The sequence below is a fragment of the Achromobacter insuavis genome (assembly GCF_902859645.1).
Taxonomy (GTDB): Bacteria; Pseudomonadota; Gammaproteobacteria; order Burkholderiales; family Burkholderiaceae_B; genus Achromobacter; species Achromobacter insuavis.
Genome location: NZ_CADIJR010000025.1, coordinates 1 through 17,484, shown reverse-complemented (window position 1 = coordinate 17,484; position 17,484 = coordinate 1). Strand labels below are relative to the sequence as shown.

The 17,484-nt window shown below is 66.6% G+C and carries 7 protein-coding genes; 3 read left to right on the top strand and 4 right to left on the bottom strand.

The window, feature by feature from the left end:
- Positions 1-5: 5 nt before the first annotated feature.
- Positions 6-8,240, bottom strand: a complete 8,235-nt coding sequence (locus tag H0523_RS14675) for a hemagglutinin repeat-containing protein (protein ID WP_231689882.1) — start codon at positions 8,238-8,240, stop codon at positions 6-8.
- A gap of 71 nt (positions 8,241-8,311) precedes the next feature.
- The gene (locus H0523_RS14670; RefSeq protein ID WP_054430740.1) at positions 8,312-10,060 is read right to left on the bottom strand and encodes a ShlB/FhaC/HecB family hemolysin secretion/activation protein; all 1,749 of its coding nucleotides are present in this window, start codon (positions 10,058-10,060) and stop codon (positions 8,312-8,314) included.
- Between the two features lie 273 nt (positions 10,061-10,333).
- Here H0523_RS14670 and H0523_RS14665 point away from each other — a divergent pair, with 273 nt between their 5' ends.
- From H0523_RS14665 to H0523_RS14655, 3 genes are all read left to right on the top strand, one after another.
- A complete protein-coding gene (locus H0523_RS14665) occupies positions 10,334-11,095 on the top strand; it encodes a uracil-DNA glycosylase (RefSeq protein ID WP_054430741.1) in 762 nt (253 codons plus the stop codon).
- Between the two features lie 278 nt (positions 11,096-11,373).
- Entirely contained in the window at positions 11,374-13,176 is a 1,803-nt protein-coding gene (locus H0523_RS14660) for a DEAD/DEAH box helicase (protein ID WP_054430742.1), read from the top strand.
- A gap of 86 nt (positions 13,177-13,262) precedes the next feature.
- Positions 13,263-14,444, top strand: coding sequence for a class I SAM-dependent methyltransferase (locus tag H0523_RS14655; protein WP_054430743.1), 1,182 nt, complete (start codon positions 13,263-13,265; stop codon positions 14,442-14,444).
- An 11-nt stretch (positions 14,445-14,455) separates the two neighbouring features.
- Here H0523_RS14655 and H0523_RS14650 read toward each other — a convergent pair whose 3' ends face one another.
- Positions 14,456-15,559, bottom strand: a complete 1,104-nt coding sequence (locus tag H0523_RS14650) for a tRNA nucleotidyltransferase/poly(A) polymerase-related protein (RefSeq protein WP_054430744.1) — start codon at positions 15,557-15,559, stop codon at positions 14,456-14,458.
- Complete coding sequence (locus H0523_RS14645) at positions 15,556-17,475, bottom strand: lytic transglycosylase domain-containing protein (RefSeq protein ID WP_257225157.1); 1,920 nt, start codon at positions 17,473-17,475, stop codon at positions 15,556-15,558. The genes H0523_RS14650 and H0523_RS14645 overlap by 4 nt, the downstream gene beginning before the upstream one ends.
- Between the last annotated feature and the right edge of the window lie 9 nt (positions 17,476-17,484).

The window sequence follows — 17,484 nt, the reverse complement described above, 5'->3', positions numbered from 1 at the left end:
CTCAATCACTTTATCAACGTTATGATTAATTTCACACCCTGGGAATGACCATAGTCGATCGCCCTATTTATTTGATCCCATTGCGCGGATGTCGTCTTCGCAGGAATGGCAACATGAAGCTCTCGTGAATTGATCATGCCGCTATTCAAGGGAACGTCTGCAAGCTTATATGATTCAAATTTGGCAGCAGCGTTGATGTTTCCTTTCAACGAGGAATATATCTGAGCAGGATTCGTCAATCTCGCAACTGTTGTCGTATCCAGCGTTTTGGCACTAATTGCAGTACCCGTCGAGGCCTCATAAAAGTCGAAAGTCTTGAATTTGGCTGGCAGCCGGGACCCCGAGGGCAATTGGGTCGCCAAGTAATTTTCCCACGGTAGCCCCTGCCCCTGAATGCCTTTACCCCATTCAATGCCTGTCGTAGCTCGATTCAGGACCTTCGTTCCTTTTGCCCCGGCGGCTATTTCCGCCACGCCAGGTCTAAATAAGCCTCGGATTGCTGAGCCAACGCCCATCAGCGCCCCGCCACCACTATCAATCGCCAGTCCCTCAGCAACACTGGCGGCGATCGTGTAATGCCAACTTCCATCGCGAGGATCGGGCGTCGCTTGAATCATAGGAGAATCAGCCGGCACGGCAAAAGGCACACCGTGCTGATCGAAGAACACAACGTTACCGCTCGTTGTTGCCAGTTGGATTGCCACGCCGCACAGGGGAGATGTCCGATCCGCGCAGGCGCTTGCCAGGTCTTTGTCGCGTTGCGCCGATATGCCTCCCAGTTCTCGCGCCCGATTGCAGGCATCTGGATTCCCGGGACCGCAAGAAGCGATTGCCGCGTCGAATTGGCGCTGTTCGGCAGCCCAGAACCCCTCGGGTTTCTGCCCGAGATAGTTGTTCTCGGTCTCGATCTGGGCGGCCAACGTCGCGACAGCGCTATCTCCACCCAATGCAACAGTAAGGCCAGCGACAAGGCTAGCGACAAGGTTGACGCGTGCTTCTTTCTGCTCGGCCGTCAACTCTTTCGCGTCTTGAGCAGAGAGCCCCTGGATGAGGTTGTTGAGGACCACGCTCGCAGCCGCCCCTGCCGCGGCAGCACTACAACTACTTCCTTGACCTGCAGCTCCAGCACAACCCACCAAGCCTTGTAACGCTGTCCGAGCCGCCTCGCTATCCAACGCATCAGCAATCTGCTTCACCTTGCCTGCGCCTAACGCCTGCAGATAGTTCGCCGCGGCGGACTGCAGGAATTGACCCGCGCTTCCAGTGACGTTTCCTCCCGCAGCGGCCGAAATTGCGGTCAACCCAATCCGATACGAGCCGTCCGGCCCCCATTTGGCTGCTTCTTCATACCGAGCCTTGAGATCTTTCTTTAGCGCAGGGTCGGTCTCGTCATCCATTGCCTTCTTGAGCGCATCAGCCTCTTTAGCCCGATTCGTCAAGAACTGTCCCGTCTGCCGACTGGCTTCCGACACGATTTCAAACCCCGCCTCGATCTTCTCCTTGTCAAAGATCGGCTTTAGCGTGTTCAACGTATCCGACGTATCCCGATTCAGCGCCGCAATCATCTCCGCCGCAGTCTTGCCTGTCAGCGCCCGCTGTCCTTCTTCATCGCGGATGATGATGGTGCCGCCACTGATGGCGCTTTGGGTCGTGGAACTGCTATTGCCGCTGGCCGCAACCACGGTCGGTAGATTGGCGGAAAAGCCCCCACTCGACGCCAAGGAAGTGCCTGCGTCCTTGGTCGCGCCGCCCGCCACCTGGTTGCCCTTGGTGGTGCCCAGCCCCGCCGACCCCTCTTTCGAGGCCCCGCCGCCAAACCCGAAGCCACCGCCTACCGCAATCTGATTGGCGCTGTAGCTGGCGGAGTTCTTGATGTCCTGCGTGACCAGGGTGCCCGTGCTGAGCTTGTTCAGGCCCTCCGCTACAGCCTTGTCACTGCTGGCGATGACGCTGCCGATCAAGGTCGTGTTGTTCTTGACGTCGATCAGGAACCCGCCGTCGCCCGCCCACAAACCCGTCTGTTCAGTGACAGACTTGAAGTTGCTGTTCATCTTGCCGGTGCCGAAGTTAGCGGCAGCCGTACTCTGGCCATAGCAATATGGCGGAATGCACAACGTGATATTCACGCCAGCGCTGGTCTGTTTTGAGGTGTACGTGCTTGTATCTTGCAGGCTCTCCAGCAACAGGTTGCCTCCGACCGAGGCCAGAATCTGCTCCGCCTTTCCGGATGCGCCTCTTAGCGTCGTGTCTCCGCCTGATTGCAATGCGAGCACGTTGCCCGCGGTGATGGAACTGTTGGTCCAGCTGTCGTCCCGGCCGTTCTCCTTGCCCCGTGCAATGGAGGCTCCCAACTCCACCGTCAAGCCGTTGGATGTGCCGGTGCTGTAGCCGATACCTATACTGAATCCGCTGCTCTTGCTATCCGTCTTCTGCTCGTAGAAATTCTTGGCCGCCTGCAGCAGGATATCGCCATCGGCCTTCAGAACGGCATTGTTACCCGCCGACAGGTTGGAACCTGAAACCGTGATGTCCGATGCGCTCCCCGCACCCTTTGCGACAATCGTCAGATCCCTGCCCGCGGCAATGTTCGAGCCGACCGAGGTGGACGAGCTTCTATCCGTAGTGCTGCTGCTCTTGCTGCTGCCGAAGCTAATCTTGATGCTGCCGCCGCCCATCTTGTCGATGGCACCGGCGTCCTTTACCGCGCCGGCGGCCTTGACTGCGTCATAGGCGTTACTGGCCGCAAGCGCTGTGGTTCCACCCGCCAGCGCGGTCATGACAGGATTGCCGGACTTTCCGGATGCTTCCGCCATACGTCCGGCCGTTTGCATGGCGCTGACCACAGGTGTGCTGGCCGTGACACTGAAGCCAGACTGCTTCATCTCGTGCACTTCACGCTGGCGCATCGTGTCGAAACTGCCAACGATACTGACGTCCCGGCCGATCATGGTGATGTCGCCTTGCCGTGCCAGGACATCGCTGCCAAGCACGTTCAACGAACCGCCCGCGTTGATCAGTACGTCCCCCGTCACACTGCCGATGGTGCTACCAGTATTCAGGCCACGCTTGGTGTCCATCCAATCCGTCGTCTGACGGGATCCGTAGCTGAGGCCTCCCAGTCCACCAAAGCCGGACTTCTTGATCTTCTCGTACTGGTATTCGTTGGCGGAGTTCTTTTCGGCAACGATATTGACATTGCGATCCGCCGACATAACCAAGTCGTTCTGTGCCGCCACATTGGAACCCAGCACATTCAGATCACGCCCAGCCACCATCACGGCGCTATCGCCGGTGAAGGTGGAAGACACCGCCTGGGTCCAAGACGCTTCCTTGACGCGGTGCGTCGTCTTACTGGAAAGGAACCCCTTCGTCTTGTAGTAAATCTCGTTATACGTATACCCGCTGGAATCCCCCGCCAGCACATTGATGTCGCGCCCCGCTCCCACCGCCAACTGCTTGTCGGAAGACACTTGCGCGGCAATGGCATTGATATCCTGCGCGGCCATCAACGTCAGATTTCCGGCAGCGGCAATGCGGGTTCCCACGTCTTCCGTCGTACGCATCTCCGACCGGTTCTTCTTGCCGAAGTTGAAGGATTCCCCATAGCTCGTCCCCGCGGCAATCAGATTGATATCGTTGCCGGCGCGAATGCTCGCGTCACCGCTGGCGACGATGGCGGCGGCCTGGGCGTTGACGTCGCGGCCCGCCTGCGCATTCAGCGTTCCGGCGTCGATACGGGCAACCCCGTCGACGATGGTGTTGCTGATTCCGCCACGCACGTTCGATTGGGTGCTGGCCGTGAGGTTGATGTCGCGGCCCGCGGTCAGCGTGACGCCGTCACCCTTGAGCAGCCCGGCCAGGTTGTCGATGTCGTTGCGCGCATTCAGGTTAACGGTCTTGCCCTGGATCGTGCCCACGGTGTTGCGCACGTTCTGCGCATCCACCACCAACGCGTTGCGCGCGCCGAGGGTGCCGCTGTTGTCCACGTCGCCCGTCGCGCTGATCTGCGTGTCGCGACCGGCGATCAGCGTGCCATAACCGCGCAGGTCGCCCGGCTTGACGGCCAGGTAGACCTGCGGCGCCAGCACCTTCTGCTGCGTGCCGTCGGGCAGCGTGACGGTCTGCTCCACCATCCAGACGATGTCGCTGGTCAGATGGCGCATCTGCTCTTCGGTGAGCGCGGTGCCCACGGCCAGGCCGAACTGGTTGGCGAAGTCGGCGCCGGCGGTAAGCAGCGCCTTGTACTGGGTTTCGTTGTCGGTGTAGTCGCCGACAAAACGCTGGCCGGTGGCCAGCATGACCTGCTCGGCCACCAGCTTCTGCTCGTAGAAGCCGTCGCCCAGGCGCTTGAGGATGTGGCCCGGGTCCTGCTTCAGTTTCTCCAGCAGGAAGTCGCTGGACACCACGGCGCGCGAACCGACGAACTGGCTGTCGGTGGCGATCAGGTAAGGCGCGTTGGGCGCCGTGATGACCTGGTACAGCTTGCTGGTCGGGATGGTCGGCGGCAGCACGACGACGGCAATGGTCTGGTTGCCGGGCAGCGTGATGCGCGTCAGCGTTGCCGGCGGCAGCGCCTGGACGACGGTGCTGGCCCCGGGCGCCGGGACGGAGGGCGTGACCGCGACGCCGCCCTTCGCGTCGCCCAGGCCGGTCTCGATGCGTTCGGCCAGGACGGTGGCGTTGTAGTCGGAACGGTTGTACTTGCGGGAGTCGTTCTTCTCGTAGGTGTAGGCCATGGTGCCGACACGATCGACCGTGCGCAGCCCCTCGGCGCCGACGTTGCTCAGCGTGCCGCCCTCGGTTTTCAGGGTGCCGCCGGCGAGAATGCGGCTCTTGTCGTTGACGATGTTGCCGGAAAAGCGCGCGTTGCCGCCGACGATGATCTTGCCTGGATCGCTCTCCGTGATGCGGGTCTCGCGCGTGATCTCGGTCACCTGGTAGAAGGTGAAGTCCTTGATCATGCGGCTGCCGCGGAAGTCGGCGTTGAAGGCCTTGATCTTCTCGTTCAGCGTGTCGTACAGCACCAGGTCGTGGTCGTACTGGGCCTGTTGCTGGGCCAGATCCGCGGGGCAACGCCAGCCGCAGTCATCGGGCGACGGCGGCCGCCGGATTCCGCTGGGGCGCTCCACTTCGAATACGGACCAGATCTTGGCGTCCGGCTTGTAGAGAAACTGGGCAGGATTCGTGTAGCAGTTGCCCGCGTCACCGCCACTGCAGTCATAGATCTCCGGAATGTACGCCAGGCCGATCGGCGCGCTGACACCCGCGCGCCCCTGCTGGTCCTCCTGGATGTTGCTGTAATCGAACGGCGGCCCATACTGGCTTTCCGGATAACGCGCGGACGGCATCAGCAGGCGCCGCTCGTCGTACTGCCCCATCCAGCTGGGGTCGCGGCCGCAGATGGACTTGACGGTGTTGCAGAACCACATGCCTTCGCCGTCGACGATGTCGGTGGTGCCGTCCAGGCGATAGAACCATTTGGCTTCGCGGCCGACCTCGACGCTTTCGCTGGCGAAGTGCAGGTTGCGGTTCTGGATGCTGGCCGCGGCGATGTCGGCGTTGCGCTCGACCTCGATGGTGGCGGACTCGTTGGACAACAGCGCGGCCTGGCCGGTGGCCTGGCCGGTGGCGTCCAGCGTGCCGCCCAGCCGCAAGTCGCCCGCGGCGTAGATCAGCGCGTGCTCGCGATTGGTCAGCGTGCCCACGCCCAGGTCCATGTCGCCGCGCGAGGCGATGACGGCGTTGGGTTCGTTCTGCAGCAGCGGCGTCTTGATGCCGATGCGATCGCCATAGATGCGGCCGGTGTTGAGGAGATTGCCGGCATTGATGAGCGTGTAGCCGCCGTCGATCAGGCCGGCGTTGGCCAGCAGGCCGCCGATGATCAGTTCGTTGTTGCGCACCGCGATCAATTCGCCGCCGGCGCGGTTGGTCAGCGTGTCGGCGGTGATCTTCAGGTCCTGGCCCGAATGGATCTTGCCGTCGTTGTCGAGGTTGCCGGTGACCAGCTCCAGCGAGGCGCCGGCGGTCAGCGCGCCGCCGCCGTTGGCCAGGCTGCTGAACGCGAGCTTGGCATTGGCGTCGGACGACACGTTGCCACGCGCGTTGTCGAGCGCGCCGGTGGTCAGGCCAAGGTCCTGGCCGGCGCCGATGCGGCCGGCCTGGTTGTCGATGGAACCGGCGTTCAGCGTGACCTGCTTGCCCATCAGTCCGAGGGCGCCGGCGGCCGTGCCGCCCGCGCCGGCGACGCCGTTGGCGAGGGTGTCGCGATTGCTCAGGCTGCCGGCGTTGAGGACCAGCGCGTTGTCGGCCTGGATCAGGCCGGCGTTGTTATCCAGCAGGCCCTGCGTCTTGAGCGTGAGGCCATTGGCGGCGACGATGCCGCGACGGTTGACGAGGCGCTGCGCGTCCAGCGAGGCCAGGCCTTGGGCGGCGATGGTGCCGCCGGTGTTGTCGATCGCGCCAGGGGTGGTGACATCCAGCGCGCCGCCGCTGGCGATCTTGCCGTCGGCGTTGGCGAGGCTGCCCGCCTTGAGATCGGCCGTGCCGCCATACAGGCCGCCGCCCTGGTTCTGCAGGGCGCCGCTGTTGGTGACGGCGAGCTTGCCGTCGGCTTGGGCGATACCGCCGCGGTTGTCGAGGCTGGCCGACTGGATGTCGGCGCTGCCGCCAAGCAGCTTGCCGCCCCGGTTGTCGAGCGCCCCCGCCGTCTCGACGCGCAAGGCGTCGTTGGCCTGCACCGAACCACCCTGGTTGTCGATGCCGTCGGCGCCGCGCAGCGCCACGCTCTGGCCCGAAACCACGCCGCCGGCCGCGTTGACCACGGAGCGGCCGCGCAGGTCCACCGCGCCGGCGCCGGCCAGCGTGCCGCCGGTGTTGTCGATGGCGCCCGCCACCTGGCCGTCGAGCGCCGCGCCGCTGGTGAGCTTGCCGCCCGTGTTGTCCAGGCCGGCCGCGCGCAATGCCACGGAGCCGCCATAGACCGAGCCGCCGCGATTGGTGACCGCGCCCGTGGCGTCCACGCGCAATGCGCCGCCGGCGACAAGCTTGCCGCCCGACAGCCCCAGGACATTCGCGGTGATGGCGGCATCGCCGCCCGCCACCAGCGTGCCGGGATTGAGCAACTGGTCCACCTGCGCGCTCAACGCGCCGAGCGGGCTGATGGAGCCATCGGCCTGCAGGCCGGCCGTGAGTCCGCCGCGGTTTTCCAGCTGGCGCGCCACGATGCTGGCGTTGCCCGCCGAGGACATGGCCTGGTTGTTGATGACCGTGGCGGCGGCGTTCAAGCCCAGCGCGCCGCCCGCGGCGACCGTGCCGTCGTTGACGATGTCGCGACCGCTTTGCACCGACAGGTTGGTGGCGGCCTGCAGCCGGCCCGACGGCTGGATCCGGACGTCGCCGTTGGCGCTGACCGTCAGCGTGCCGGTCAACGCCGCCAGGTTGCCGCCGATGTTCACGCCCACCCCGGCTTCCGTGCCGATCAGGCGGATGCTGTTGGCGTACATGCCGCCCAGCGCGGCGACGTCCAAGGCCACGCCGGTGCCGACGCCGGCGCCGGTCAGGGCGGAGACGTCGATGCCGTCATAGCCCACGCGAGCCGCGCCCGCGACCACGTTCAGGTCGTTGGCCCAGATCTGCGCGTTCAGTTCCAGCGTGCGCGCCATCAGGTCGAGCTGGCTGAGGTTGGCGCCATACAGGCCCGCGCCTTCGATGCCCAGGCGGCCGCCCGTGATATCGAAGCCCAGCGTGCCATCCGGACCGATGACCGGCTTGCCGGTGGTCAGCGTGGCGCGGTTGGCGTTCAGGAAGCCGCAGCCGTTGCAGGTGATGCCGGCGGGGTTGGCGACGATGACGTTGGCCCGGTTGCCCGCCACTTCCAGCATGCCCATCAGCTGCGACGGGTTGGGCGCCGTCACCTGGTTCAGGATGGTGGCGGCGCGCTGGTTGCCCAGCATCGGGTTGCCCGCGACCTGCCCCGCCAGCTGCGTCTGGCTGGCCGCGCCGCTGTTGTTCAGCACCACGCCCGAAGGGCCGACGTTGAACTGGGTGTAGCGGTTGTTCGAGACGCCGCCGGCCGAAGGCGGCGCGATGTTGACCACCGGCACGCCATTGGTCACGCCCACCACGGGCTTCTGGCCCGGCACGCTCTTGTCGACGGAGATGGGCAGCGTCTGCGCCAGGACGGGCGTCCAGATCTGCGTGTACAGGACCAACCAGACAACTGCGGAGCGAAGCTTGGACATGGCGAGGCAACTCCCGGTAAGCGTGAAGCAACTTGTCGGACGGCGGGCGGGGCGCACGGGCCCCGCCCGGTCTAGAACTCGAACATCAGCGTGGCGGCGAAGACCGTGCTTTGGGTCTTCAGGTTGTCGGGCTTTTTCAGCGGCCAGCCGGCCGACAGGTCGTAGCTGGCGTTGACCGCATTGGCAACCCCGGGCACGGCGATGCGGCCGCGCAACCCCGCGACCGCGCCAACCAGGGTGCGGCTGGCCAGGTACTGCGCCGCCGGGCCGCCAACGCGGCCGGCGTCCAGGCCGGCGTACAGTTGCTGGCCCAGGTTGCCCAGGTTCAACGACAGGTCATTGCGCAGGGTCCAGCCGTCTTCCGCGGCCAGCGTCATCTGGCCATCGAAGCCGCGCACCGCGTAGCGGTTACCGATGGTGAAGTAGTCGGCGGGCACGATGGGCGTCTTGGCGTGCTGGATCTGCCAATTGGCTTGATAGGCGAGCTGCTGGCCGGCCACCTTGAAGGGCAGGTACAGGCCGGCATTGGCCGTCAGGATGGTGCTGCGGCCGTTCCAGTCGGGATCGCCGTAGACGTAGCCGGGCTGGTCGGAGAACTGGGGCAGCGTGCCGCGCACGCCGCCGCCGAGGTCCAGCACCATCTGGTCGATATAGTGGCGATGGCCATAGCTGAACTCGTAGCCGACCACGTCGCGCCGCTGCACCTCGATGTCGATGTCGTTGAGGGTGCTGTTGGCGCGCTTGCGCAGGAACTTCAGCATGGCGGTGCCCTTGTAGCTGGCGCCGCGGTAGGGCACCACCGATACGCCCGCTTCCACCTGCTTGCTGGTGCCGCCGTAGACGATGGGCTCGTCGAAGCCGGCCACGGTCTGGCGGTAGCGCGACTTGCTGGCGCCGGCGAATAAAGTCCAGTAGCCGAACGGGATGCTGTAGTTGATGGAAGCGGCTCGCGAGCCGGCGTCGCTGTTCCGCAGGTCGGCGTTGCTGTTCCAGGAGACCGACAACTGGTCGTACAGGAACAGCGGCGAATCGAGCGTGAGACCGGCGTTGACCTGGTTCTTGCCGGTGGACTCCATGCCGGCGTTGTCCCCGCCCACATAGGCGTGCCAGCGCTTGCCGGTGCCGGGCTTGATGATGATGTCCGAGTCGCCCAGTTCGGGACCCGGCGCCACGTCGATGGAAGCGTCGGCCTGGCCGGCCAGCCGGCGGATGTTTTCCAGCGCCTGGTCGAGGTCGCGCTGGTTGACCTCGCCGCCCGGCCAAGTGGGCAGCGCGGTGCGCCACCAGCCGGGCGCGCCCTCGCTCTTGACGCCCGAAACGCGGCCGGGCACGTAGCGCAGCGTCAACGTGCCCGTGGCCAGCGATTGCTCCGGCACCAGCACGCGGGCGGTGATCTGGCCGCGGTCGATCAGGCGCGCCATCAGGTGTTCCTGCAGCACGCGCAGCCCCTGCCCGCCGATGCACTGCCCCAGCGTGGTCTCGGCGTCGCGGCGCAACGCGGTCGGCGGGCCGGCGCCATCCCAGACCACCTGGCCGATCGTGAAGCAGGGCGATTCCTCGGGGAACACGAGCGGTCCCTCGCCGGCGACGGCGGCCGGCGCCGACAGCACGTCCGGCCGTTCGGCGGCGCGGGCGCGCTGGGCGTCGAGCTCCTGCTCCTGGCGGCGTTGGATCTCGCTGGCGCGCGTGGCGGCCTCCACGGGCAGGGATTGCGCGGCCAGCGGGGGCAGGAAGGTCAGGAAGGCGATGGACGAAACGGACAGCGCCAGGCAGGGAAGCAGCCTCTGCCGGAGGCGGCTTCGCGATACGATGGTATGCACGTGTTTCTTATTGAAATTACCGGTTTCTTCCCATAACGGAGAGAAATCGGATTAATTAAGCGCATATTTCAATTTATGCCAGCTTTTTCACGGATTTTCTGGCGACAATCGAGAATATGCAACGCCGGAACAATGGTCATGCAGTTACATACCATTACGTCGACAAGTTAGCGTTCCGGGCGGCGGCTGGCGATGGGAACAGTCTGAAATCACCTGGAAACCCCACATTGCCGGCCACGCTGACGCAGCCCGCGCTGTGCCAAAATCGCGCCCATGCCAATCGACAACCGCCTGATTCCCTCCGCCCTCGCCGCCCAGACGGCGCAATTGCCCGCCGCCTGGCAGGCCGCCCTGCAGGCCCCGCGCGTCGCCGCGGCGCTGGAGGCCGTGACCGCCCATGTGGAAAAGCGCCTGGCCGAAGGCGCGGTGGTGTATCCGGCCGAACCGTTTCGCGCCTTGCACGGGCTGGCGCCATCGGATGTGCGGGTGGTGATCCTGGGACAGGATCCCTATCACGGTCCAGGCCAAGCCCAGGGGCTGGCGTTTTCCGTGCCCGACGATTGCAAGCGTCCGCCCAGCCTGCGCAACATCTTCAATGAGATCGCCCAGGAATATCCGGGCACGCCGCTGCCGGCCGGCAACGACCTCAGTCCGTGGACCGCACAGGGCGTGCTGCTGCTGAATACCGCGCTGACAGTGGAAGACGGCCAGCCCGCCTCGCACGCCAAGCGTGGCTGGGAAACGGTGACGGACGCCCTGATCGCCCGGGTCGCGCAGGATCCGTCGCCCAAGGTCTTCATGCTGTGGGGCGCGCACGCCCAGGCCAAGCAGGCGTTGCTTCCGGACAACAGTGGCCACCTGGTCCTGATGTCCAATCATCCCTCGCCGTTGTCCGCCCGGCGCCCGCCCGTGCCGTTCCTGGGCTGCGGCCACTTCCTGGCGACCAACCGGTGGCTGGCCGACCAAGGGAAAAACCCTATTGATTGGGGGCTGGACAAAAAAACAATTCCCCTGCAAGGCGAATTCGGGTTATGATCGCCGCACTGCACCAAACGAGTTCGGCATTTACCGCCTTGATTTAGCGGAAATTTCAGCAGTCTGCCGGGCAACCAAGCCCAGGCCCATGCCGAACATCATCGATTCCTGACCTCCTTTCCTTTCGCCCTGCGTTCCAAGCAGCATTACGGGAACGCGCCACGCGCACGGTTGATTCGGTCGGCACGATGCTCCATCAACCGTCGCCTGGATCCGGCCGCCTAATCCCCTGGCCCGACCAAGCACTGCGTCGCATTTGATCGCGGCAAGGGAAAGTTATGTCTTTCGAAAACCTGGGCCTCGCGCCCGCTCTGTTGTCGGCCCTGCAAGAAGCTGGCTTCAGCACCCCCACCGCCGTGCAAGCCTCGGCCATTCCGCAAGCGCTGGCCGGCCACGACCTGATGGTGTCCTCGCAGACGGGTAGCGGCAAGACCGCGGCCTTCATGCTGCCGGCCCTGCACCGCATCGCCCAGATGCCCGCCAACAAGGGCGTCGGCGTGCAAGTGCTGGTGCTGACCCCGACCCGCGAACTGGCCCTGCAGGTCACCGACGCCACCGCCACCTACGGCCGCAAGCTGGCCGACCTGCGCACCGCCACCGTTGTCGGCGGCATGCCCTACGGCGCGCAACTGAAGGCGCTGTCGCGCCGCGTCGACGTGCTGGTCGCCACCCCCGGCCGCCTGATCGATCACCTGAACTCGGGCCGCGTCAAACTCAACACCGTTCACACGGTGGTGCTGGACGAAGCCGACCGCATGCTGGACATGGGTTTCATCGAGGATATCGAAACCATCATCGGCCGCCTGCCGGCCGAACGCCAGACGCTGCTGTTCTCGGCCACCCTGGACGGCACCGTTGCCAAGCTGGCCGCGCGCATGATGCGCGATCCGCAACGCATCGAGATCGCCGGCGCCAAGGAAAAGCACACCAACATCACGCAGAGCCTGCTGTACGCGGACGACGCCAGCCACAAGATGCAGCTGCTGGACCACGTCCTGCGCGACGCCTCGCTGGACCAGGCCATCGTCTTCACGTCGACCAAGCGCGGCGCCGATGATCTGGCCGACCGTCTGGCCGACCAGGGCTTTGCCGCCGCCGCCCTGCACGGCGACATGAACCAGCGCCAACGCACCCGCACGCTGTCGCAACTGCAACGCGGCCAGCTGCGCATCCTGGTGGCCACCGATGTGGCCGCCCGCGGCATCGACGTGCAGGGCATCAGCCACGCCGTCAACTTCGACCTGCCGATGCAGGCCGAAGACTACGTGCACCGTATCGGCCGTACCGGCCGCGCCGGCCGCAATGGCCTGGCGTTCACGCTGGCCACGCACTCCGAGCGCCACAAGGTGCGCCGCATCGAACACTACATCGGCCAGTCCATCACGCCCGAAGTGATCGCCGGCCTGGAACCCAAGCGCACCCCGCGTCCCTCGACCGGCGGCGCGCCGCGCGGCGGCAAGCCGTTTGGCAAGCGCCCGGGCGGCTTCGGCGGCGGCTACCAGGGTCACCGTGAAGGCGGTTCGCGTGAAGGCCGTTCGTTCGGCGGCCCGCGTGGCGAATTCAAGCCGCGTGAAGGCGGTTACCAGGGCGCCCGCGAAGGCGGCGCTGGTGGCTACCAAGGCAATCGCCCGTTCGGCGACCGCCCGGCCCGTTCGTTCAGCGATCGTCCCAGCTTCGGCGATCGTCCCCAGCGCGAAGGCGGCTACCAGGGCAATCGTCCCTTCGGCGACCGTCCGCAGCGTGAAGGCGGCTTCCGCGGCGGCGACCGTGATTCGCGTCCGAGCTACAACAACGACCGCGCCAGCTTCGGCGACCGTCCCAGCTTCGGTGATCGCCCGCAGCGCGACCCGCGCCCGTTCAACGAGCGCGGCCCGCGTGAAGGCGGCTTCCGTGGCGGCGACCGCGATTCGCGCCCGAGCTTCAGCGATCGCCCCAGCTTCGGCGACCGTCCGCAGCGCGAAGGCGGCTTCCGCGGCGGCGACCGCCCGGAAGGCGGCTTCCGTGACCGTCCCAGCTTCGACAAGCGCCCCGGCGGCCCCGCCAAGCGCTTCAACAAGCCGGCCGGCGCCCGCCGCGGCTAAGCCCTGAGGCTACCCAGCAAACCCCGCGCCTGTCGCGGGGTTTGTTTTTTGGGAAAATGCCTTATTCACGACGCCCTTCTTTCGCCATGCAACGCCCCGCTCCCGCCAACCTGCCCCCCCTCTCTCCCGCCGACCAGGCCCACAGCGACGCCGCCGCCGCGCACCTGCGCGCCGCGATCGCGGCCGCTTCAGGCTGGCTGCCGTTCGATCACTGGATGGCCGAGGCGCTGTATGCGCCGGGATTGGGCTACTACGCGGCCGGCAACGTCAAGCTGGCGCAAGCTGATGCACGCGCACCCGCAGGCGATTTCGTCACGGCGCCGCAATTGACGCCGCTGTTCGCGCGCACCCTGGCGCGCCAGGCAGCCCAGGTGCTGCGGCAGACCGATACCCAGGCGGTGCTGGAGTTCGGCGCCGGCACCGGCGCGCTGGCCGAAGGCGTGCTGCGCGAGCTGGACGCGCAGGGCTTGCCGGACACGCAGTACCTGATTCTCGAAGTGTCGGCCGACCTGCGCGCGCGCCAGGTCGAGCGGCTGGCGCCGTTCGGCGACCGGGTGCGCTGGCTGGACGCGCTGCCCACGGGCTTTCGTGGCTGCGTGCTGGCCAACGAGGTGCTGGACGCCATGCCGGTATCGCTGTTCCGTTGGAGCGACGACGGCGTGGTGCTGGAGCGCGGCGTGGCGCTGGACGCCGCACAGGATTTTGTCTGGGAAGACCGGCCAGCCCCGCCGCGCCTGGCCGACGCGGTGACGGCGCGCATGCCGGCGCTGCCGGGCTATGTGTCCGAGATCAACCTGCAGGCCGAGGCCTGGATCGACGGCTTGAACGGCTGGCTGGAACAGGGCGCGGCGCTGTTGATCGACTACGGTTTTCCACGCAACGAGTACTACCACCCGCAGCGCGCCGGCGGCACGCTGATGTGCCATCTGCGCCACCACGCGCATGGCGACCCGTTCACCGCCCCCGGCCTGCAGGACATCACGGCGCACGTCGACTTCACCGCCATGGCGGACGCGGCGCAGGCGGCCGGCCTGCAGGTGCTGGGCTATACGTCGCAGGCGCGCTTCCTGATGAACGCCGGGCTGATGGAATTGCTGGCGCAGCTGGATCCGACCGATGCGCAGGCCTACGCGCAAGCGGTGGCGCCCGTGCAGAAGCTGCTGTCGGAAGCCGAGATGGGCGAACTGTTCAAGGTGCTGGCGGTGGGCCGCGGCATCACGCAGCCGCTGATCGGCTTTGCGCGCGGCGACCGTCTCGGCAAGCTGTAGAAGAAGCGGCTTCAGGCGGCGCGCAGACGCTCCAGCCGCGCCTCGCGCACGCTCTGCTTGATGCGCGCCGGATCGCCGGCGCAGGCCCGGGCGATGGCGCCGGCATCCACGCCGCGCACCGCCTCGGCGCGTTCGCGCCAGGCGTCGATATCCACCGGCCGCAACACCGCCACCGTCTCGAGCAGATCGAAAAAGCGTTCGGGCTTGCGCAGCGCATCGACGCGCTCCATCAGCGCGAGCTGCGCGTCGGCCTGATCGGCGCCGGCGGCTTGCGCGGCCGCCAACCCCGTCAACATCTCGGGTAGAAGACGCGCGTAGTCGTTGCATTCGGTCGGCACGCGCAGGCGCCGGCCCAGGGCTTCCCGTTCGGGCGACAGGCGGCACAGCAGCGCATAGCGGCCGGGCAAGGACAGCTTGCGGGCGGCCGCGCGATCGACATCGCCGCCGGTTTCCTCGGCCCCCTGCAATTCAGGCATCACGCGTTGCAGCGCGCCGGACTGCCGCAGCACGTCCAGCATGCGCGACGGCGCGGCGGCCATCAGGCCGCGCGACACTTCTTTCCAGACGCGCTCGGCCACCAGGGCATCGGCCTCGCCGGCCTCGACCATGCGGCGGCACAGCGCCAGGGTCTCGGGCGCGACGCTGAAATCGGCGAAGCGCGCGGCGAAGCGGGCCAGGCGCAGGATGCGCACGGGGTCTTCCTCGAAGGCCTCGCCGACGTGGCGGAACACATGCGCCCGCACATCGGCGGCGCCGCCGAGCGGGTCGACCAGCTCGCCGTCCTGCTTCTGCGCGATGGCGTTGACGGTCAGGTCGCGGCGGCGCAGGTCTTCTTCAAGCGTAACGTCGGCGCCGGTGTAGAAGGTGAAGCCCTTGTAGCCGCGGCCCGACTTGCGCTCGGTGCGCGCCAGCGCGTATTCCTCTTTGGTCACCGGGTGCAGGAACACCGGGAAATCGCCGCCCACCGGCATGAAGCCGCGCCGCGCCATGTCCTCGGGCGTGGCGCCGACCACCACCCAGTCGTGATCGCCGGGCGTCAGGCCGAGCAGCGCATCGCGCACCGCCCCGCCCACGATGTAGACCTGCAGGCCCGCTGTTGCCGCATCCCCCGTCATGGCAGGGTGGTGCTTTCCGCGCCCAGCGGCACCACGTTGCCCAGCCGCTCTTTCAGCGACTGCGACTGACCGCTGAACATGGCGGCGTAGTAGACCGAGTTGGACATCACGTTCTTGACGTAGGTGCGCGTCTCGTTGAACGGGATGGTCTCGGCGAAGATCGCGCCTTCGACCGGATGGTTGAAGGTGGAGCGCCAGTTGTGCGGACGGCGCGGTCCGGCGTTGTAGCCGGCGCTGGCCAGCATCTGCGAGCCGTTCAGGTCGCGCAGCACCATGTTCAGGTAGTTGGTGCCCAGCTCGGTGTTGGTATCGAAGTCGTTGACGCTGTCGGGCGTGAAGTTGCTCATGCCGATCTTGCCCGCGACCCACTTGGCCGTGGCCGGCATCAGCTGCATCAGGCCGGAGGCGCCGACGTGCGAGCGCGCGTCCATGATGAAGCGCGATTCCTGGCGGATCAGGCCGTAGACCCAGGCCGGGTCCAGCGCGATGGCGTTGGCCTTGGCGGCGACGCGGCCTTCGAACGGCGCGATGAAGCGCTGGCTGAAGTCGAATTCCTTCTCGGTGCGATCGGACGTGTTGACCACGCGGTCGTAGATGTTCTCGGCGCGCGCCAATTCGGCGGCGGCGAGCAGCTGGCGGTCGCTCATGCCGCGCAGCGCGTAGTTCCATTCGGGCACGGCTTCCTGGCGCCAGCCCAGGCGGAACAGCTGCACCGCGCGGCGCAGGCCCGGATTGGCGCGCGCCTCGGCGATCTCGCTATCGCTGATGGGCGCCGGACGCGGCGGCACGGTGATGCGGCGGCCCAATTCCTCGGCGGACAGCTGGCCGTAGAAGTCGAAGCGGTCGGCGATGGACGCGTAGGCCGCGTTGGCCTGGTCGCGGCGGCCGGTGGCGGCCATGCCGCGCGCCTTCCAGTAGACCCAGGACGGATCCTGGCGTTGCGCCTCCGGCATCTGGTCGATGGAGTCGATGACCCACTTCCAGTCGATCTTGGGCTGGCGCAGCGCGGCCCGCACCTTCCAGCCGGCGTTGTATTCCGTCATGCGGATGTGGCCGGCCTCGTGGTACCAGTCGTCGGCGCGGCTGTCCAGGTTGAGCGCGGCCACCAGCGCGTACTGGCCGCGGATCCAGGCCAGGTTCGACTTGGCCATGGACTTGGCCCATTCGCGCCGCAGGTAGGAATCGGCGACATTGATGTCGGAGCGGGCCAGGCGCGCCAGCGCGATGGTGACCAGCTCTTTTTCGTTGCGGCCCACCGGCAGGCGGTCCTGCCGCGTCAGCCAGCGCATCGGGTCCTTGATGAGGACGTCGTAGGTCTTCTGGTCGCGCGGCTCGAACATGTACTGCACGAACTTGCGCGCGTCGGTGGTCTTGTTGGCCTCGATGGCGTCGCGCAACTGCGGTTCGAGCTGATCCCAGCCCAGGACGTTGTCGGCGACCAGCTGGTCGTACAGCGTCCAGCAGGCGCCGCCCGGCGCGAACACGGCCATGGCCTGCGCGGCCGTGGCGCGCTGGCCGGTCATGTGCTTGGCGTTGAGGATGGCGCACTCGACCTGGGCGTTGCTGTTCTTGACCGGCGCGAGTTTGCGCACCAGGTCGAAATCGCCGCTGCGCGCTGCGGCCAGCAGCCAGTCGGCGCGCAAGCGGTCGGCCAGGTAGGCGTCGCCGTTGCCGTTGATGAACTTCTGCAGGTCGGTGTTGGGCCGGCCGCCCGCGGGCGGGCTCCACAACTGATAGCGCAACAGCCAGTATTCCGGGTACATGCCGAGCGGGTCGGACTTGGCCTGGGGCACCAGCGCCCCCAGCACCGACCACTGCTTGCGGTTCATCGCTTCGCGCGCGGCCACCACCGCGGCCAGCGCCGGCGTATCGGCGGTGGGCGGCAGGCCCGCCAGCACGGCCGGCGGCACGGCGATGGCCGGCTG